Raw genomic sequence first — 16,733 nt, forward strand, 5'->3', positions numbered from 1 at the left:
AGGAAGGGGAAGGGGTCTCCGGCGTGGGGGCGCCGGGGTGGTCAGCGGCTGCGGGCGAGCGCCGCCCGGGCAGCGGGGGTCAGCGCGTCCCCGATGCGGTTGGCCAGCTCGGTCATCTCGTAGGACACCTTGCCCACGTCGCACTCGGGCGCGGCGAGCACCAGCAGCGATGCGCCGTCGTTGAAGGCCATGGAGAACATGAAGCCGCCCTCGAGCTGGGTGACGTTGGAGATCACCGCGCCGGCGTCGAAGAAGGCCGCCGCCCCCCGCAGCAGGCTGACCAGCCCGCTACCCGTGGCGGCCAACTGGTCGGCCCGGTCCGGTGGCAGGTCGCGGGTGGCGGCCACCATCAGGCCGTCGCTGGAAATGGCTATCGCGTGGCTGACCTCGGTCGCGCGCGCGGCGAAGTTGTCCAGCAGCCAGCCGAGATCCTGTTGGTCGGTCACGTGCTCTCCTGTCGCGTCATTTGTTACCGAGGTTGATCGGGGTGCGCCGGCGGTTCGCCACGCCCCGCGCGTACGCGGCCATCGCCGTCGCCACCTGCGCCGGGTCGCGGTACTCGGACCGTTGCTGCTGCTGGGGCACTGTCACACCGCCGGGCACGAGGTGCCGTTGCGGCTGCCGTTTGGGCAGGCCGGAGTTCGTGGTCGTGGCGACCTCGGGGGTGTGCGCCTGGGCGGCCGTTCGCCAGGCGTCGTCGGCGGGGCTGGACCACTGCTGGCCGTTCTGACCGTCGACGACGTCGCTCTGGAACCAGTGGTTGACCTGTTCGAAGATGAGCAGCTCCTCGGTGGGCGCGTCACCCCGGTCAGGGGGTGGGGGAGCCGGTCGGAAGACCGGCGCGGCCGGCAGGGTCCGTTCGGTCGGCTGGCGACCGGCGGTGGGCTCGGGGCGCGGCTGGTACGGCGGCGGGCTGGGCGTCCGCGCTGCCCGCCGCGACAGCCTGCCGGGCGCGAGCAGGTACTCCTCCGGCGGCAGCGACCGGATGATCGTCGCGGGCAGTGTCGCCTCGGCGAGGATGCCGCGTCGGGGGCCGCGTCGCAGTTGGACTGTGGCGCCCAGCCGGGCCGCGAGTTGACCCACGACGACCAGGCCCATCGCCCGTACGGCGGCCACGTCGATGGCCGGTGGGTGGGCCAGCAGGTCGTTGAGCTGCTGCATCCGTTGGGTGGACAGCCCCACACCCTCGTCGCTGATCTGGACGATGACGCGGTCTCCCAGGCTCCGGCCGCTCACCCAGGTCTCGCTGCCCGGCGGCGAGTACGTCGTGGCGTTGTCCATGAGTTCGGCGAGCAGGTGCACGACCTCGTCGACGGTCTTTGCGGCCACCGCGACGTCCCCGTCGATCATGCCGAGTCGGACCCGTGCGTAGTGCTCGATCTGGGACAGCGCTGCCTGGAGCACCTGTTGCAGCGGAACGTCGCGCTGGCGTACGCGACCCACGCCGACACCGCCGAGCACCAGCAGGCTGGCGTTGATCCGGCCCATCCGGGTCGCCAGGTTGTCGAGTGTGTACAGCTGGTCGAGCCGGTCGGGGTCGGTTTCGTCCCGCTCGACCAGGTCGACCTGGGCCAGGACGGCGTCGACCAGTCGCTGTTCGCGGCGGCTCAGGTGGATGAAGATGTCGGCGGTGTTGGCGCGCATGACCGCCTGTTCGGCGGCGGTCCGCACGGCGGCCTGGTGCACGGCGCTGAACGCCTGCCCCAGTTCGCCGATCTCGTCGTCGCTGGACGGTTCGAGGGCGGCGCTGGACTGCTGTTGGGCAAGCTTCTGTGGGTCGACGGCGGCGCTGCCGGGCTGTTGGAGCTGGGCCACCACGGCGGGAAGCTGTTCGAAGGCAACGGCGTTGGCCGCGTCCCGTAGCCGGCGCAGCCGTCGGGTGATCTGCCGTGCGACGGCCCAGGTCACCAACGCGGTCAGGATCAGGGCCAGGAGAACGCTGGCTGCCTCGGCCACGGCCCTGCGGCGCTGGTCGGCGTGCGCGGCCCGAACGTCGTCGCGGACCGCGTCGTCGACCCTGGCGCGCAGGTCGGCCAGCCGGGCGGCGCGCGTCTGGGTGGTGGACACCCAGGCGTCGGTCTCCAGTTTCAGCTGCGATCCCGGCTGCGCCCGGGAAACCTCGTCCTGCATCCGTTGCAGGGTCAGCGCCTCCTTGCCGGTGCCGGCCTGCTCCCACCAGATGCCCCACTCGGCTGGGGCAAGGGCCAGGAACGACAGGCTCGACTCGGTGTAGCTGGTGCGGGCCGCTGTGATGTCCTGCTGCATGGCTGGGGTCAGTTCGCCGCCCGCGACGGCGCGTAGCACGGCCACCTGCTGCTGGCCGATGGCCTCGGCAGTCTTCGACAGCGCCGCGGAGGCCCGGATCCCGTCGGCGAGTGGGGCGTCCACCACGCCGTGTGAGACGTTCTCCCGAAAGTTGATGAGGTCGGCGATCGCGATGCGGTAGCTGAAGGTCATCGCCGAGACCGACGCGTGCGTGGCGGTGCGCACCTGGGTGCGCAGCGGGGCGAGGCCGTCCAGAGCCGCGTCGATGCGCCGCAGGAGTGCCGAGCCGGTGCCGTCGTCGGTGGACAGTCGGTCACGCTGCCCGCGGTAGCGGGCGACGGCGTCATCGGTGGCGGCCATCTCCGCGCCGAAGGCGTCCTGCTGCTCCGGTCGGGCATAGGTGAGCAGGTCGGCGGCGGCGATGCGTTCGCGTTGCAGGCGGTAGGCCAGGTCGCCGGCCTCGGCACCGACCTGCGCCAGGATCTGCAGGTCGCTGGCGCGGGCGGTCTGGCGTGCGCTCTCGGTCAGTGCGAGACCGGCGAAGCCGATCACGGCGACGAGTGGGGCCACGACGATGAGGCGCATCCGGCCGGCTATCTTCCAGCCGCGTCGCCGGGTCGGGTAGGGTCTGGCCGCGTGGGACCGGGTGCTCGACGCCAAGATTGACTCCCACGACTCGTCGATGACGGTCTATCCGCACGTTGCCGAATGCAAGTCCCATTCGGCCGGAAGCCGCGCTCGTAGACCAGACCTGGCCGTGGTACAAACTGCCCGTACCAGCATCTGTACCCAACGTCAGCGACCGGTGACGCCGTGCGGTCGAACTGGATTCGCCGGGTCAGCGCTGGTTGTCGAGGGGTTCCACCGACGGGTGCCGCCGCTCCGGTTGATCCGGTTCAGGTTGACCGTTGAGCACCTGGCCGATCAACTCACGCAGCTCGTCGATCGCGTCCACCACGGCGCCCGGGTCGCGCGCGTCCCGCCGTCCACGCTGTCGCGGCACCTGCCGATCCAGTTGAGCTGGTTCCGCCGCGCGAGGGCCTCGGCGACCGTCGGCCGCCAACTGCTCGGCCGCGACCCGTGGCCACAGCGCGGCCAGTCGGCCGCCGGTGCCGAGCACGTCATCGCAGCGCAGTGCGAACTCGTGACTGCCGAACCGGCGACCTGACTCGACCGCCGCGACCGTCTCCCGGCTGAACCGCACCAGGTCCGCCAGGGCTCGTTGGGTAAGACCCCGTTGGACGCGGCAGTCGCGCAACTCCCGTCGGAACCGCTGACTGGCGGCAGAGTGAGCCGAGCTCGACGGGGACGTGTGCTCCATGCGCTCACCTTCGTGGAACGGACATTCAGCGGCGGACACCAGATCGAGATTGGCCGATGAGCTGAACATTCACAGAGGGCAATTCTTAACCCAGGACGTGATGGGTGTGAAGACGTTCACCGGCATGGATCGTCGGCGAAAGCGGGAAAGGTCCTCGCCGGACCCGGTGCCGGCGCTGAGGCGCGCCGGGTGGGGACCTGTCGGCGACGGCCCACCCACAGTCGACCCGTCAGCAGGTCAGCGCCGCTGGCACCCGTGCCCACTCAGGCCGCGTGCACTTCGGCCGTCGCGCCGTCGCGTGCCGCCGGCACGTCCGTGGGCGCCGGGACGTCGATTATCGCGAGCAGCGTGCGGTGCGCACGAAACGCGACATTGGGTTTGTACGAGCGATGTTGCTCCGGTGCCAACCTCAGCCCGGGAATGGCTTCGGCCAGCCGGCTGAGGGCGATTCCGGCCTCAAGTCGCGCCAATCCCGCACCGATGCAGAAATGTGGACCGTGGCCGAACGACAGGTGATTGCCCACATCGGCCCGGTGTGGGTCGAACCGGTCCGGGTCATGGAACGCCGCCGGGTCCCGGTTCGCCGCTCCGATCAACAGCAGGCAACGCGCCCCGGCGGGGATCGTCGCCGCCCCCACTGTGACATCCCGGGTGGTCACCCGCAGCCAACCGTCGATGGCGGGTGCGAACCGGAGCGTCTCGCTCACGAAGGCGGGGAGGAGCCCGGGGTCCGCGGTGATCGCCGACCAGCGCTGGGGAGCGGACAGGGCCTCATCGAGGGCGTGCGCGAGCAACCCGGCGGTGGTCTCGTGGCCCGCGACCAGGAGGTTGAAGGCAAGGCTCGCCACCTCGGGCACCGTCAGCACGCTGTCGTCGTCGTCCCGGTAGTCCAGGGCGCGGCTGATGAAGTCCTCGCCCCGGTGTCCACTGTCCACCCGCTGGCGGACCAGGTCCTCGCAGTAGTGCCAGAACTCCAGCAGGCCCTGCGCCAGGCGTACCTGCTCGGCCGGGTCCGGCTGCCCCCAGACGAGGGCGATCTGACCGTCCGCCCAGCTCCGGATCCGCCCGATGTCGGCGTCGGGCACCCCGAGGATGTCCAGGACCACCAGCAGGGGAAGCTCGGTCGCGAACTCCGGAATCAGGTCGACCTGATCGCCCTGACGGGCGGCGAGACGGGACACCAACTGGTCGACCCGGCGTCGGATGATCGCCCCGTACTCGGCCTCGACCCGCTCGGCGGTGTTCGCGAAGGTCGCCCGCAGGGCCCGCCGGGTGCGCGGGTGCGTCGGTGGATCGGCGGCGGCCGTCGTGGGTGGCGCGTCGATCTGCATGATGACGTTCAGTGCCGGTGGGCACACCTCGTAGACCGGGGCGAGGGTGAGGGCGTTGGCGAATGTCGTGGCGTCGGCGAGGGCCCGCCGGACATCTGCGTGCCGGCTGATCAACCACAGGCCCAGATCCTCGGCGTAGTGCGCCCCGTCGGGATGGTCGAGAATGCGCCGCCACATGCTTGCCGGATCGGTGAGATAGACTCCGGTGAACGGATTCAACCGCATGAAAGCCTCCTGATGCGCCCGGCGCGGAACCGGCAGCGCCCCCATTTAGCGATCCACTTCAGCCGGGCCGATAATGGCGTGCATCTGCCTCTGGCTTTTTACGGTGCGCTTACCGGCCGTACAAGTCAAGATTGATTCTTGTCTATTTATTGGTCGGCATAATTGCGTGTTGCAACAGCCGAGCGAACCTGGCCATATGCAAGTTGCGGCCCGGTCCTTGCCGTGAAGTCGACCCGGCCGAACCGTGCAATCAACGCGCCGCTCTCGCTCATGACCGGGGAAACGACCCCCGAGGCGACGAGTGACGCCGGAGTCCGGTCACCGACCGCGACGGAATTCGCCGGCGAGCCCGGGGCGGGCGGAGTCGGCCCGCGACACCGTCCACGCGTCGCGGGGGTTCCGGCCACACCGGAACCCCCGCGCTTCTTCTTGTCCTGACGGTGCGCTCAGCGCACAGCGGTCACGGTGCCCACGGCGCGGCGACGCTCCAGGTGCTGTCGGCCGTCCACGACGTCGGCGTGTTGTACGCGTCTCCGCCGGCGCCGTTGCTGAGCCAGACCTCCGCGTTGTAGTGCCGCAGGTACCTGCCTCTGAAGTTGTACGACTCCAGCGACACGCCGCTGCCGGTCAGCCCGGTGCGGGCGCACCAGGTGGCGTCCGCGCGCAGCAGCGCGGAGCCGTCGTCGGGCGAGTTGCGGACCCGGGAGTTCTGGTGGCGCAGGTACTGCCCGGGAAAGTTGACAGACTCGAACGAGTAGCAACCGGAACCGGCCAGGCCGGGCCGGATCGCGTACGTGGCGTCGGCCTTGAGCAGGCTGGAACTCGCCGCGTCGACCACCTCCGTGTAGGCCAGGCTGTCCTGGTGGCGTAGGTAGCGGTTGGTGAAGCCGGGCGTGGTCACCCGCAACGACCGGCGGGTGTTGACCGGCAGGGCGACGGGCGCCGAGCTGCCGATGGCCTTCGAGGCGTTGATCAGGGCGGTGTTGGCGGCGCGTACCCGCGCCTGATCCATCTTGATCACCTGTCGGTCGTAGGTGAGGAACCCGTTCAGCTCACCTTCCAGGTCGGTGATCTCGGTGTAGATCGAGGCGCTGAGCCCCTTGCCGAGCATCAGGTTCTGGGTGCCCTGCACCAGCCCCACGTACCGGTCGGTGAGGGCGTTCGAACTGGACTGCCACTCGTACGCGAAGAAGCTGCCGTTCGGGCTGTACTCGTGGCCCGGGGTGTGCAGGCCCAGGCCGCCGAACTCACCGAGCACCGCGATCCGGCTGCTCGACGGCACGGGGGAGTCCGGACCGAGGTAGACGTGCCAGTCGTCGATGTCGCCGTTGCCGGGGTTGCCCAGCGACTGGCAGCAGTTGTGGCCGCTGTGCGGGTTGACCAGACGTGTCGGGTCCTGGTTCTTGATGTTCTGCGCGACCCGCCGGGTGTCGGCGAGGGAGCGCTCGCCCCAGCCCTCGTTGTAGGGCGTGTACGCGATCACGGCGGGTGAGCTGCGATGCTCGTCGACGATCTCGCGTGCCTCGGCCTCGAACTGCGCCTGCTGGGCATCGGTGGGGTCGACGTCCTGTGCGGTCAGCGACGGGATGTCCTGCCAGACCAGCAGGCCGAGCCGGTCGGCGTGGTAGAACCAGCGCTGGGGCTCGACCTTGATGTGCTTGCGCACCATGTTGAAGCCCAGGTCCTTGTGCTTCTGCAGGTCGAAGGCGAGGGCGGCGTCGGTGGGCGCGGTGTAGAGCCCGTCCGGCCAGTAGCCCTGGTCGAGGGTGCCGACCTGGAACACGAACTGGCCGTTGAGCTTGGGGCGCAGCACCCCGTTGACCAGGCCGGTAGTGATCTCCCGCATGCCGAAGTAGTGCAGGGTCCGGTCCACTGCGGCACCGGTGGCGCCGCGCACTGTCACCCGGAGGTTGTAGAGGAACGGGTCGTCCGGTGACCAGCGGCGGGCGTTGGGCACCGGCACGCTGAAGTCGGTGAAACCGCCGGTGGCCGAGCCCACCACTGTGGTGCCGTTCAGCGTCTCGGCGAGCACGCTGTGGCCGCTCACGTCGCCCCGGGTGAAGACCCGGACCCGCACTGTGTTGTCGCTCAGGTTCGGGTAGACGTCCACGCTGCTGATCGAGGCGGCGGGCACCGGCTCCATCCAGACGGTCTGCCAGATGCCGGAGCTGGGGGTGTAGAAGATCCCGCCAGGTGTCTTGGTCTGCTTGCCGATGGCGGGCAGGCTGCCGTTCTGCCGGGTGTCGGTGGGATCCCAGACCTTGACGACGATCTCGTTCGTCCCGGTGGTGAGCTGGGGTGTCACGTCGAATGTGAAGGCGTCGTAGCCGCCGGTGTGCGCGCCGACGCGGACACCGTTGACCCAGACGGTGCTCTGCCAGTCGACCGCGCCGAAGTGCAGCAGGGTGCGCCGATCCGACCAGTTCGCCGGGATGGTGACGGTCCGTCGATAGAACAGGTAGTTGCGGTTGTCGTTGGCTGCCCGTTGGATGCCGGACAGGGCGCTCTCCACCGGGAAGGGCACGTTGACCCGCTCGGGCAGGTTGGTGCCGAACTGCGGGGCGTCGTCGGTCGTCGACTGGCGTAGTTGCCACTCGCCGTTGAGGTTGAGCCAGTCCGGCCGTGTCATCTGGGGTCGCGGGTACTCGGGCAGTGGTGTGCCGGCCAGCGCCTGGCTGGTCCAGGGGGTGCTCAGTGGCGGCGTCTTGGCCGGTGCGGCGTACGCCGGTGAGGCGGGCGCGGCGAGAACGCCGGCGACCAGGGCGATGGCGAGCAGCAGAGGCAGGGCGGGGCGGATGGGGACGTGACGTGTCATGCCGTCTCCGGGGGACGAGTCGCCGCGGGCGGTGCAGCCAGGCCCGAAGCGCGTGGGTGGTGGGCATCGGGTGGTCATTGACGGGGGGCGGGCGTCAGCGACGGATGTCGGTGGGATCTCCACGCGCCAACGGTGACCGGCATATTGACATCCATCATCACCTGTATAACGTTATAGAGCCGCGTCGACCCTCCCGTCAATGCTTGTTCATCAATGCCCGGTCGACCCGCCGGTCGAATTGCCGAAAGGCTGGGGATGGTCGTCAACCTGAAGGACATCGCCCAGCGCGCCGGTGTCTCGCTGGCCACCGTCTCGAACGTGGTGAACGGGTACCGGCCGGTGGGGGAGCGGACCAGGCAACGGGTGCAGCAGGCGATCGACGAACTCGGCTACAGCCCCAACCTCGGCGCCCGGCACCTCCGCCGGGGCCGTACCGGCCTGATCGCCCTGGCCATTCCGGAACTGACCAACCCGTACTTCGCCGAACTCGCCGAGATCGCCATCTCCGAGGCCGCCGCGCTCGGCTACACGCTGGTCATGGAGAACACCGCCGCGGACCGGGAGGCGGAGCTGGCGCTCCTCGACGGCTCCCGGCAGCGCATCATCGACGGCCTGATCCTCAGCCCGGTGCGCATCGGCCGGGAGGAGGTGCTGGCCCGGACGGCCGGCGGCCCGCTCGTGTTGATCGGCGAGGGCGTCTACGACGTGCCACACGACCACATCGCCATCGACAACGTCGCCGCCAGTCACGTGGCGATCCGGCATCTCGTGGCGATCGGCCGCCGCCGGATAGCGTTCATCGGCGCCACCCCGGGAGGTGACCGGCAGTCGGCCCATCTGCGGGTCCGGGGTTACCGGGAGGCCCTGGCGGCCGCCGGCCTGCCGTACCGACCACTGCTGGTCGCCGGCACCGAGGCGTTCGGCCGGCTCGACGGCCTGCGCGCCATGCGTGACCTGCTCGCCCTCGGTGACCCGCCGGACGCGGTGTTCGGCTACAACGACCTGGTCGCCATCGGCGCGCTGCGGGCGCTGGCCGAGGCCGGTCACCGGGTGCCCGAGGACGTCGCGGTGGTCGGGATCGACGACATCGAGGAGGGGCGGTTCACTGCCCCGACCCTCACCACCATCGCCCCGGACAAGAGGGAGATCGGCCGTCTCGCGGTGCGTCGCCTCGTCGCCCGCATCGAGGGCACGGAGGTTGCGGGGCCGCTGACCGTGCAGACCCCGTTCCGGCTTCTCCGCCGGGAGAGCACCGGCACGCCGGACGCCTGACCACCGGTCGCCCACAGGCTCCGCGCCGCACCGCGTGAGATCCATACCGCAGGTGGTACGACCCAGAGAGGATGACCCGTTAGATCTACATACCTCAATATGATGACCGCTATCTCGACTGCGGTGCGCTCACGAGGCGTGCCATCCTGATGCGGAGGAATGCATGGTTCGCTGGCGTACCCTCACTGGCCTGCTGGCCACCGCGTTGGCCGCGGTGACCGCGGCCAGCCTCACCCTCACCGCGCCGGCTGCCGCGGCCGACAGCCCCATGACGCCGAACGTCGTCGGCGGCACCCGCGCCGCTCAGGGCGAGTTCCCGTTCATGGTGCGTCTCTCGATGGGCTGCGGCGGGGCGCTGTACAGCGCCCGGCTGGTGCTCACCGCGGCGCACTGCGTGGGCGCTACCGGCACCAACACCAGCATCACCGCGACGCTCGGGACGGTCGACCTCCAGTCGTCCAGCCGGATCACCGTCCGGTCCAACTACGTCTACCGTGCCCCCGGCTACAACGGCGCCGGCCGCGACTGGGCGCTGATCAGGCTGGCCAGCCCCGTCACCGGGCTGAGCACGCTGCCGATCGCCAGCACCACCGCGTACGACAGCGGCACCTTCACGGTGGCTGGTTGGGGTGCCGCGCGGGAGGGTGGCGGCCAGCAGCGCTACCTGCTCAAGGCGAACGTGCCGTTCGTCAGCGACTCCACCTGCAACGCCAACTACGGCGGGGATCTCATCCCCGCGCAGGAGATCTGCGCCGGCTATGCCAGCGGCGGCACCGACACCTGCCAGGGTGACTCGGGCGGCCCGATGTTCCGCCGCGACGCCTCCAACGCCTGGATCCAGGTCGGCATCGTCAGCTGGGGCAACGGCTGCGCCCGGCCCAACTACCCGGGTGTCTACACCCAGGTGAGCTACTTCGCCTCATCGATCGCCTCGGCCGCGGCGAGCCTCGGCGGCTGACCGTACGACGGGGACGGCCGCCCAGCGTGTCGGTCGCCCCGCCACCGCTCGGGCGGCCCGGACGACACGGTCCGGGTCGCCCGTCAGTGCCGTCCCGCCGACCGGGCGGCGAGTGGGCCACCCGACAGATTCGGCGGGCCGTCGCTGCGCCGCCGGCCGTAGCGGCGATGATGGGCCGGTGAAGATCCTGTCCATCCAGTCGTCGGTCGCCTACGGTCACGTCGGCAACTCGGCTGCGGCCTTTCCGCTGCAACGCCTCGGGCACGAGGTCTGGCCGGTCCTGACTGTGCACTTCTCCAACCACACCGGGTACGGCGCGTGGCGGGGCCCGATGCTCCCGGCGGCGGACGTGGCGGAGGTGATCGCGGGCATCGAGGACCGCGGGGTCCTCGGCAGCGCCGACGCGGTGCTCTCCGGCTACCAGGGCGACCCCGCCATGGGCGCGGTGATCCTGGACGCGGTGGCGACGGTGAAGGCGACCAACCCGGCCGCGGTGTACTGCTGCGACCCGGTGATGGGCGACGCCGGCCGGGGCATGTTCGTCCGGCCGGGGATTCCGGAGTACCTACGCGACACCGTCGTGCCCCGCGCGGACATCATCACGCCGAACCACTTCGAGCTGGACTTCCTCGCCGGTCGCACCACGAACTCGCTGGCCGAGGTGCTGGACGCGGTCGACGTCGTGCGTGCGACCGGGCCTCGGCACGTCCTGGTGACCAGCGTGCTCCACGGCGATCTGCCGCCGGACTCGCTGGAGGTGGTGGCGGTCTCCGACGAGGGCGCCTGGGCGGTGACCACGCCGTTGCTGCCGATCAACCCGAACGGTGGGGGCGACGTCACGGCGGCGCTGTACCTCGCCCACCTGTGGACGACCGGCTCACCAGCTACCGCGCTGGAACGCACCATCGCCTCCGTCTACGCCGTGCTCGAGGCCACTCTCGCGGCCGGCACGCGGGAGATCCAGCTGATCGCGGCGCAGGACGTGATCGCCGACCCGCCGGCCCGGTTCACCGCCCGCCAGCTGCGCTGACGGCGGATAGCGGACCGCGGGCCGGCTGCGTCGACCGCGGCTCGCGGACCGGCTGCCGTGACGACTGTTCTGGACCGTTGGCCGGTGGCGGTCAGCGACCCTCGGGAACGGCCATCTCGCCGAGCAGCGACCAGTCCTCCTGCGGCACCGTGGCGTTCACGATCCGCGGCGTCTCGGCCAGGTACTGCGGCAGGGTCTCCTGAGCCGTGCGGAAGTGCGCGGACTGGACATGGGCTCCGCCGGCCTGGTCGTCGCGGAACGCCTCGACCAGCACGTACTCGGTCGGATCGTCCACGCTGCGGGACCAGTCGAACCACAGGCAGCCCGGCTCGGCCCGGGTCGCCTCGGTGAACTCGGCGGCGATCTGCGGCCACCGGTCGGCGTGCTCGGCCAGGATCCGGAACTTGGCGGTAATGAAGATCATGACCCCAGGCTACCCAGCCGGGCGGGCGCGGGCGACAACCTCCTCGGGGGTCAACGGCGCTTTCGGGTGGTGCGTCAGGCACAGCGGGGTTCGGACCTTCACGAACGAGAACCCCTCCCCGGCGGCGTAGAACTCGCCGCTGTTGAGCAGGCCGATGTCCGGCAGCCGCCCGCCCTTGGCCTCGGCGAGCTGCCGGGCCGCGTCGATCTGTGCCGGCGCGTTGAGCAGCCCGAAGAACTGCGTCGTCGCGTTGCCGGAGATCTGGTTGTGCAGACCCTTTGGCGCCTGGGTGGCGAAGACCAGGCCGAGCCCGTACTTGCGGGCCTGCGAGGCCAGCGCGATCGAGCTGGCCGTGCAGGCGGTGGTGCCGGTCGACGGCGCGAGCGTCTGCGCCTCGTCCATCACGAACAACCCGCCCAGCGGTCGGTCACCGGCGGGGTGCCGCTTGATCCAGGCGAAGAGCGCCATCTGCAACTGGTTGACGAAGCTCTGTCGCTCCTGGTCGGAGGTGAGGCCGACGAAACTGATCACCGACATCCGGGCCCGCCGCCCCGCCGAGGGCGTCAGCAGCAGCCCCGGGTCGGCGGGCGCGCCGACCCCGCCGAAGAGCGGATCGGTGACCATCGCCGCCTTGAGCGCCTCGGCCAACTCCTCGGCGAGCTTCCCGGCGCGGGCCAGCCGACTGACCCCCTCGGGCAGATCGGCGAGGAACTCGGTGAAGCCGGGCAGGCCGACCATCCCACTGCGCGCGTACGCCTGGAGGGCCTCGGTGAGGACGGCCTTGCCCTGCTGGGCGAGCCGGCTGGAGCGGTCCACGCCCGCCCGTGGCGCGAGCGCCTCCACGGCGGAGCGGACGGCCTGGTCGAACTCGTCGGGCCAGTCCCGCAGTGAGGTGAAGTCGGGCAGTGGCTGGAAGCTCAGCGGCCGACCGGCGGTGACCCGGGGCGTCCACACCACCACCTCGGTGTGCGCGAGGTAGTCGGCGGCGCGTTCGGCGTCGCCGGGGCCCCAGCCGCCCGGCGGGTCGGGCCACGGGTCGCCGAGCCGGGCCAGGTCGTTGTTGGGGTCGAGCACGATCGCGGAGACCCCCTCGCGGGCGCACTCCTCGACCAGCCGGCGGATCAGCACGGTCTTGCCCGAGCCGGACCCGGCGAACACGACGGCGTGGCGGCGCAACGACTCCAGGGCAACCGTGAAGGGGTGACCGCCGTCGACGGTCCGTCCCAGCCCGACGGCCCGACCGCCCTCGCCGACCGCGGGGTCGGCCGGGTCAGCGGGTACGGGCTCGGCTGCCGCACCCGTCGACACGTCGGCGGGGACGTCGGCGGCCGGCGCGTTCGTCGGGTCGGATTCGCTGCCGCCCGACGGTGGCTCGTCGTCGGGCGTCGGCGGCTGGTCACCGCCGCGGGTGCCGTCGGGCCCGGGCAGGACCGCGCGGAACAGCTCGGTGCCGCTGGCCGGGCGGCGGGCCACCAGCCACTCCTGCAAGGCGGTGGACGGTTCGGCCGCCATCACCCGCAGCGCCGCGAAGACCCGCAGGTCCGCCTCCGGCACCGCACACCGCAGGCCGCCGGCCGCGTCGAAGCCTGTCAACACCTCGGTCGTACGCTTCCCGGTGGGCCACGGACCGTTGCGCAGCAGGATCAGCCGCCGTTGTGGCAGGTCCCGGTCCAATCCCGCGAGGGTGCAGGCGGCCTTGACCCGGGCGGTGACGGCGACGGCATTGGGGTGCGCGACGGCCCGGAAGCACCAGTGCGCCTCGTTCTCGGTGGCCTCGTCGAGCACCTCGATGAGCCGCCCGTGCAGCGCCGGCTTGCGGCCGGGCGGCGGATCGTACTTGTAGGTGGCGCCGGTCGGCGCCTGCTCGGCGATCCAGGCGGCCAGGCCGGCGGCGAGCAGCGGCGGCATGTGCTCGTCCTCGCTCTTCGGGTCGACCGCGGCCGACACGTCGGCGGCCTCGACCAGTTCGGCGAACCGTACGTCCAACTCGTGCAGGCGGCGCTCGTCAGTCGTCGGATCGGCGGCGACGCCCCGGGCGGTGCTGACGGTCGGCGTCGAGTCGGCGCCGTCGATGAGCCGATCCAGCTCGATCACGTCGTCGCGATCACGGCACCAGGCGATGTGGCGGTCCACCCGGCGGAGCAGGGCGCGTGGCGTCAGGGTGGGTGCGTCGGCGAAGGCGGCGGGGGCGATCGGCCAGGTGGGGTGCGGTGGCCCGAAGAACATGCCGGCGAACGCGGCGGAGAGGCGCTTCGCCACGATCGCCTGCCCGATCTCCGGGGTGGGGATCCGGTCCGGCAGGGTCGCCGTACGGAAGCGGTCAGCGACCGGGGTGGGCGCGCTGCGGCTCATCAGCACCCAGGTGTCCGGCAGGCACGAGACGACGACAAGCGTGCGGCGGGTGATGTCGCGCAGCTTGAGCAGGCCGTCGGCGATCGGGCCGAGCACCCTGGCCTGGCCGTCCTCCAGACCCTGATGCTGGTTGAGCAGTGAGGTGCTGGTCTGGGCGAACAGCGTGTCGAGCTGGTCCACGGCGATGACAGTGGGGTCCAGGGTCAGGGCCATCAGTCGGGAGATGTCCTGCACGACCTGCTGGGGGGTGCGGATCGCGGCGCTCAACCCCCACGCCGCCCGTGCGGCCGGGTCACCGGCTTCGGAGATCAGGTGGGCGTAACCGACGTCCTGTGCCTCGAAGTCGATGGCGCCGTGCAGGACGAGCGCCCGCGCGGTGTCCTGGGCGTCCCGCCCGACCTCCCGGTCGCGCTCGCGCAGCGCCCAGATGAAGGTGTCGAGCTGCGCACGGGTCACCGGTTGGGCGCCGGCGACCGCGTCGCGAACCTCCACCGGCAGGCCGAGCTGGGGGGTGAGTCGACGCAGGAAGGTCTTCAACTGGGTGCCCCAGCCGACGTGGGGGCGGCCCATGCCCTCCACCAGGGCCAGGGCCACGCTCTCCCAGAACGTCTTGCCGCTGACCATGTCGACGAGGAAGAAGTAGCCGCCGTCGCCCTGGATCCGTTCCCGCACAGCGCCGAGCAGGTGCGTCTTGCCGGCGCCCGCGCGGCCCTGCATGGCCACGCCGAGTGGCATGCTCGTGTCGTCGGTGCGGGCCCGCGCCACCCCGCGCAGGATCTCCGCGGCCACCTTCTCGTGCAGCTCCGGCACGTTGTGCGGGCTGGGTCGCCAGACGTCGTCCGGGGTGACCGCCGGGTTGAGACTGACCGCTTCCAGCGCGGCCCGCTGGTCGTCCGAGATCATGCCGCGCCGATCGCCAGGGCGTGGTTGTCCTCGTTCCCGATCCGGACGGCCGCGGCCCGGTCCCGTGCGGTCAGTGACTTGGTGTTCGCCACCGGGATGATGCGGACGTCCTCCCGGCCGACCATCGCCCGCAACGCCGCGTCGAGGGCGGCCCGGTCGGTGTCGGCGAGCCGGTCGCGGACGTCCGCGAGGCCGACCCATGCGCCCGGCGCGGTGGCCAGATCCCGGTACGCCGAGCGAACCAGCGCCTCCACCGCTGGCACCGATGCCGGTGCCGGCACCGATGCCGGTGCCGTCACCGGTGCCGCAGCGGTCGGTGCTTGGCGCGGTGACTCGCTGGTCGCCGGTGCCGTCTCATCGGTCTGCTTGAAGAAGTCGCCGTGGCTGACCCGGAGCCGGTCCAGCGAACGGTGCAGGTTGGACAGGACGACGAACAGCGACCGGGTCGTCGAGCCGCCCTGCTTCGGCGGCGCGGCGGTGTGCAACTGACGTGCCACCCGCCAGCCCTCGTCGGTCAGCTCGTGGGCGAAGGGCCGGTGCGTCCGATCGGTGTCCACCAGGCCCAGGTCGACGAGCTTCTTGTTGTCCTTGCCGGTCAGCGTGAAGCCGGCCAGCTCTTTCAGCTCGACGTTGGTGAGTCGGCGTGCCTCGACCATCAGCACCACGAGGGCGTTGATCTGGTTCGGCGTCAGGTGCGGGACGTCCGCCGGGCTCGTCATGATGTCTCATCTCCGTGGGGGTCCGTGCCGCCCGCGCGCCGCCGGGCCAGCAGTCGACGGATCCCGTCGACCACCGCCGGCGCGTCGGTGAGCACCTGCTCGTTGGTGAAGCGGAGCACGTCCAGCCCGAGGAGTTGCAGCTGGACGTCTCTCCGCCGATCGTTGGCGAAAGCGATTCGCCCACGATGCTCCGGGCCGTCCACCTCGACCGCAAGACCCTCCGTGGGCCAAAACAGATCCAGACGGTACGCCGTGGCCAGGACGTGCCACTCGTAGGTCTGGTTCCACCGCCGGCCGCGCGCCCAGTCGTGCGGCGCGAGCGCGCGTTCCAGGGCCTGCTCGGCGGCGCTGTCCGAGCGGGGCACGCCAGCGATCGGCGGCCAGGCCAGCACCGTCGACTCCGGCGCGGCGGCGATGGCCGGGATCTGATCGGTCGGGCCGGCCAGCTCGGCGAATCGCGCCGGCACCGGCATCGGCACCGAGCGCACCCGGTCGGCGTGGCGCAACGGTCCGCCGGTCAACCACACAGTGAAGCCGCCGTGCCGCACGAGCCACTCGGCGGCGGCCACCAGCGTCCGCTCGGCGTCGGCGTCCAGGTCGGGCAGCGCCACGACGAGTACGCAACCTTCCCGGTCGTACGCGTCGGCGATCACCCGGGCGAGCCCGGCGGCGCGTACCCCCGGGGCGAAGCGGGACCGGCCGCCGGGGCGGTGCGGGCCGCGCAGCCCCCGCTCGGCGAGGTCGGCCAGGAACGGGCCGAAGTGCCGGGAGCGGGCGGCGGTACGGGCCGCGAGTGCCCGAACCGCCGCCACGCCCAGCATGCCTTCGCCATCGACATGGTCGGCCCCCGTCAGCCAGCGGGGGAACATCGCCAGGGCCGCGGTGTCCAACTGGTCGAGCAGTGTGTCCACCAGGTCACCGAGGGGGAGTGTCACGGTGGGCCGGTAGTGCACGATCGCGGGCGCCGCCGGTGGTAACGGGTCGAGTGCCACCCGCAGCAACTCCGGGTCGATGCCCGGCAGGTGACTCACTCGCCCCGTCGGCGGGGCAGCCCACCAGGCCCTGCTGGCGTCGCCGTTGGCCCGGACGGGGTGCGCCATGGCGGCACCCTACGACAC

Annotated in this window: 12 protein-coding genes; 3 read left to right on the forward strand and 9 right to left on the reverse strand. The window is 71.3% G+C overall.

Features of this window, described 5'->3' with window-relative positions:
• Positions 1–41 precede the first annotated feature (41 nt).
• The 5 genes from AB0B94_RS13570 to AB0B94_RS13590 form a co-directional block, all read right to left on the reverse strand.
• Complete coding sequence (locus AB0B94_RS13570; protein ID WP_030490280.1) at positions 42–446, reverse strand: roadblock/LC7 domain-containing protein; 405 nt, start codon at positions 444–446, stop codon at positions 42–44.
• Positions 447–462: 16 nt separating this feature from the next.
• Positions 463–2,850 carry a nitrate- and nitrite sensing domain-containing protein gene (locus AB0B94_RS13575; RefSeq protein ID WP_357276249.1) on the reverse strand — a complete coding sequence of 796 codons (2,388 nt, stop codon included), beginning with the start codon at positions 2,848–2,850 and terminating at the stop codon, positions 463–465.
• 253 nt (positions 2,851–3,103) lie between these two features.
• A complete protein-coding gene (locus tag AB0B94_RS13580; RefSeq protein ID WP_357276255.1) occupies positions 3,104–3,655 on the reverse strand; it encodes a helix-turn-helix transcriptional regulator in 552 nt (183 codons plus the stop codon).
• A 194-nt stretch (positions 3,656–3,849) separates the two neighbouring features.
• Entirely contained in the window at positions 3,850–5,142 is a 1,293-nt protein-coding gene (locus tag AB0B94_RS13585; RefSeq protein ID WP_357276267.1) for a cytochrome P450, read from the reverse strand.
• A gap of 460 nt (positions 5,143–5,602) precedes the next feature.
• Positions 5,603–7,957, reverse strand: a complete 2,355-nt coding sequence (locus AB0B94_RS13590; RefSeq protein WP_357276272.1) for an AbfB domain-containing protein — start codon at positions 7,955–7,957, stop codon at positions 5,603–5,605.
• 255 nt (positions 7,958–8,212) lie between these two features.
• Here AB0B94_RS13590 and AB0B94_RS13595 point away from each other — a divergent pair, with 255 nt between their 5' ends.
• The 3 genes from AB0B94_RS13595 (at position 8,213) to pdxY (ending at position 11,217) form a co-directional block, all read left to right on the forward strand.
• Complete coding sequence (locus tag AB0B94_RS13595) at positions 8,213–9,229, forward strand: LacI family DNA-binding transcriptional regulator (protein ID WP_357276280.1); 1,017 nt, start codon at positions 8,213–8,215, stop codon at positions 9,227–9,229.
• A gap of 163 nt (positions 9,230–9,392) precedes the next feature.
• On the forward strand, positions 9,393–10,187 hold the full coding sequence (locus AB0B94_RS13600) for a serine protease (protein ID WP_238668450.1): 795 nt from the start codon (positions 9,393–9,395) through the stop codon (positions 10,185–10,187).
• Positions 10,188–10,365: 178 nt separating this feature from the next.
• Positions 10,366–11,217: a pyridoxal kinase PdxY gene (gene pdxY / locus AB0B94_RS13605; protein ID WP_091406844.1), complete on the forward strand. Its 852-nt coding sequence runs from the start codon at positions 10,366–10,368 to the stop codon at positions 11,215–11,217.
• Positions 11,218–11,308: 91 nt separating this feature from the next.
• On the opposite strand, the gene AB0B94_RS13610 is transcribed toward pdxY, so the two are convergent.
• The 4 genes from AB0B94_RS13610 to AB0B94_RS13625 are packed head-to-tail and all read right to left on the reverse strand — an operon-like array spanning position 11,309 to position 16,715.
• A complete protein-coding gene (locus tag AB0B94_RS13610) occupies positions 11,309–11,641 on the reverse strand; it encodes a putative quinol monooxygenase (RefSeq protein WP_238668449.1) in 333 nt (110 codons plus the stop codon).
• A gap of 9 nt (positions 11,642–11,650) precedes the next feature.
• Positions 11,651–14,896 carry a DUF87 domain-containing protein gene (locus AB0B94_RS13615; RefSeq protein WP_357276298.1) on the reverse strand — a complete coding sequence of 1,082 codons (3,246 nt, stop codon included), beginning with the start codon at positions 14,894–14,896 and terminating at the stop codon, positions 11,651–11,653.
• Positions 14,893–15,615 carry a hypothetical protein gene (locus AB0B94_RS13620; RefSeq protein ID WP_357276304.1) on the reverse strand — a complete coding sequence of 241 codons (723 nt, stop codon included), beginning with the start codon at positions 15,613–15,615 and terminating at the stop codon, positions 14,893–14,895. Before AB0B94_RS13620 ends, AB0B94_RS13615 begins: the two co-directional genes overlap by 4 nt.
• Positions 15,612–16,715, reverse strand: a complete 1,104-nt coding sequence (locus tag AB0B94_RS13625; protein ID WP_357276309.1) for a DUF559 domain-containing protein — start codon at positions 16,713–16,715, stop codon at positions 15,612–15,614. Before AB0B94_RS13625 ends, AB0B94_RS13620 begins: the two co-directional genes overlap by 4 nt.
• Between the last annotated feature and the right edge of the window lie 18 nt (positions 16,716–16,733).

Source organism: Micromonospora sp. NPDC048986 (assembly GCF_040649335.1).
In the GTDB taxonomy this organism is placed as follows: domain Bacteria; phylum Actinomycetota; class Actinomycetes; order Mycobacteriales; family Micromonosporaceae; genus Micromonospora; species Micromonospora alfalfae.

Excerpts from the sequence above, each read along its gene's own strand:
- AB0B94_RS13575 (WP_357276249.1), bottom strand. The coding sequence starts at position 2,850 with ATGCGCCTCATCGTCGTGGCCCCACTCGTCGCCGTGATCGGCTTCGCC.
- AB0B94_RS13580 (WP_357276255.1), bottom strand. The coding sequence starts at position 3,655 with ATGTTCAGCTCATCGGCCAATCTCGATCTGGTGTCCGCCGCTGAATGT.
- AB0B94_RS13585 (WP_357276267.1), bottom strand. The coding sequence starts at position 5,142 with ATGCGGTTGAATCCGTTCACCGGAGTCTATCTCACCGATCCGGCAAGC.
- AB0B94_RS13590 (WP_357276272.1), bottom strand. The coding sequence starts at position 7,957 with ATGACACGTCACGTCCCCATCCGCCCCGCCCTGCCTCTGCTGCTCGCC.
- AB0B94_RS13595 (WP_357276280.1), top strand. The coding sequence starts at position 8,213 with ATGGTCGTCAACCTGAAGGACATCGCCCAGCGCGCCGGTGTCTCGCTG.
- AB0B94_RS13600 (WP_238668450.1), top strand. The coding sequence starts at position 9,393 with ATGGTTCGCTGGCGTACCCTCACTGGCCTGCTGGCCACCGCGTTGGCC.
- AB0B94_RS13610 (WP_238668449.1), bottom strand. The coding sequence starts at position 11,641 with ATGATCTTCATTACCGCCAAGTTCCGGATCCTGGCCGAGCACGCCGAC.
- AB0B94_RS13615 (WP_357276298.1), bottom strand. The coding sequence starts at position 14,896 with ATGATCTCGGACGACCAGCGGGCCGCGCTGGAAGCGGTCAGTCTCAAC.
- AB0B94_RS13620 (WP_357276304.1), bottom strand. The coding sequence starts at position 15,615 with ATGACGAGCCCGGCGGACGTCCCGCACCTGACGCCGAACCAGATCAAC.
- AB0B94_RS13625 (WP_357276309.1), bottom strand. The coding sequence starts at position 16,715 with ATGGCGCACCCCGTCCGGGCCAACGGCGACGCCAGCAGGGCCTGGTGG.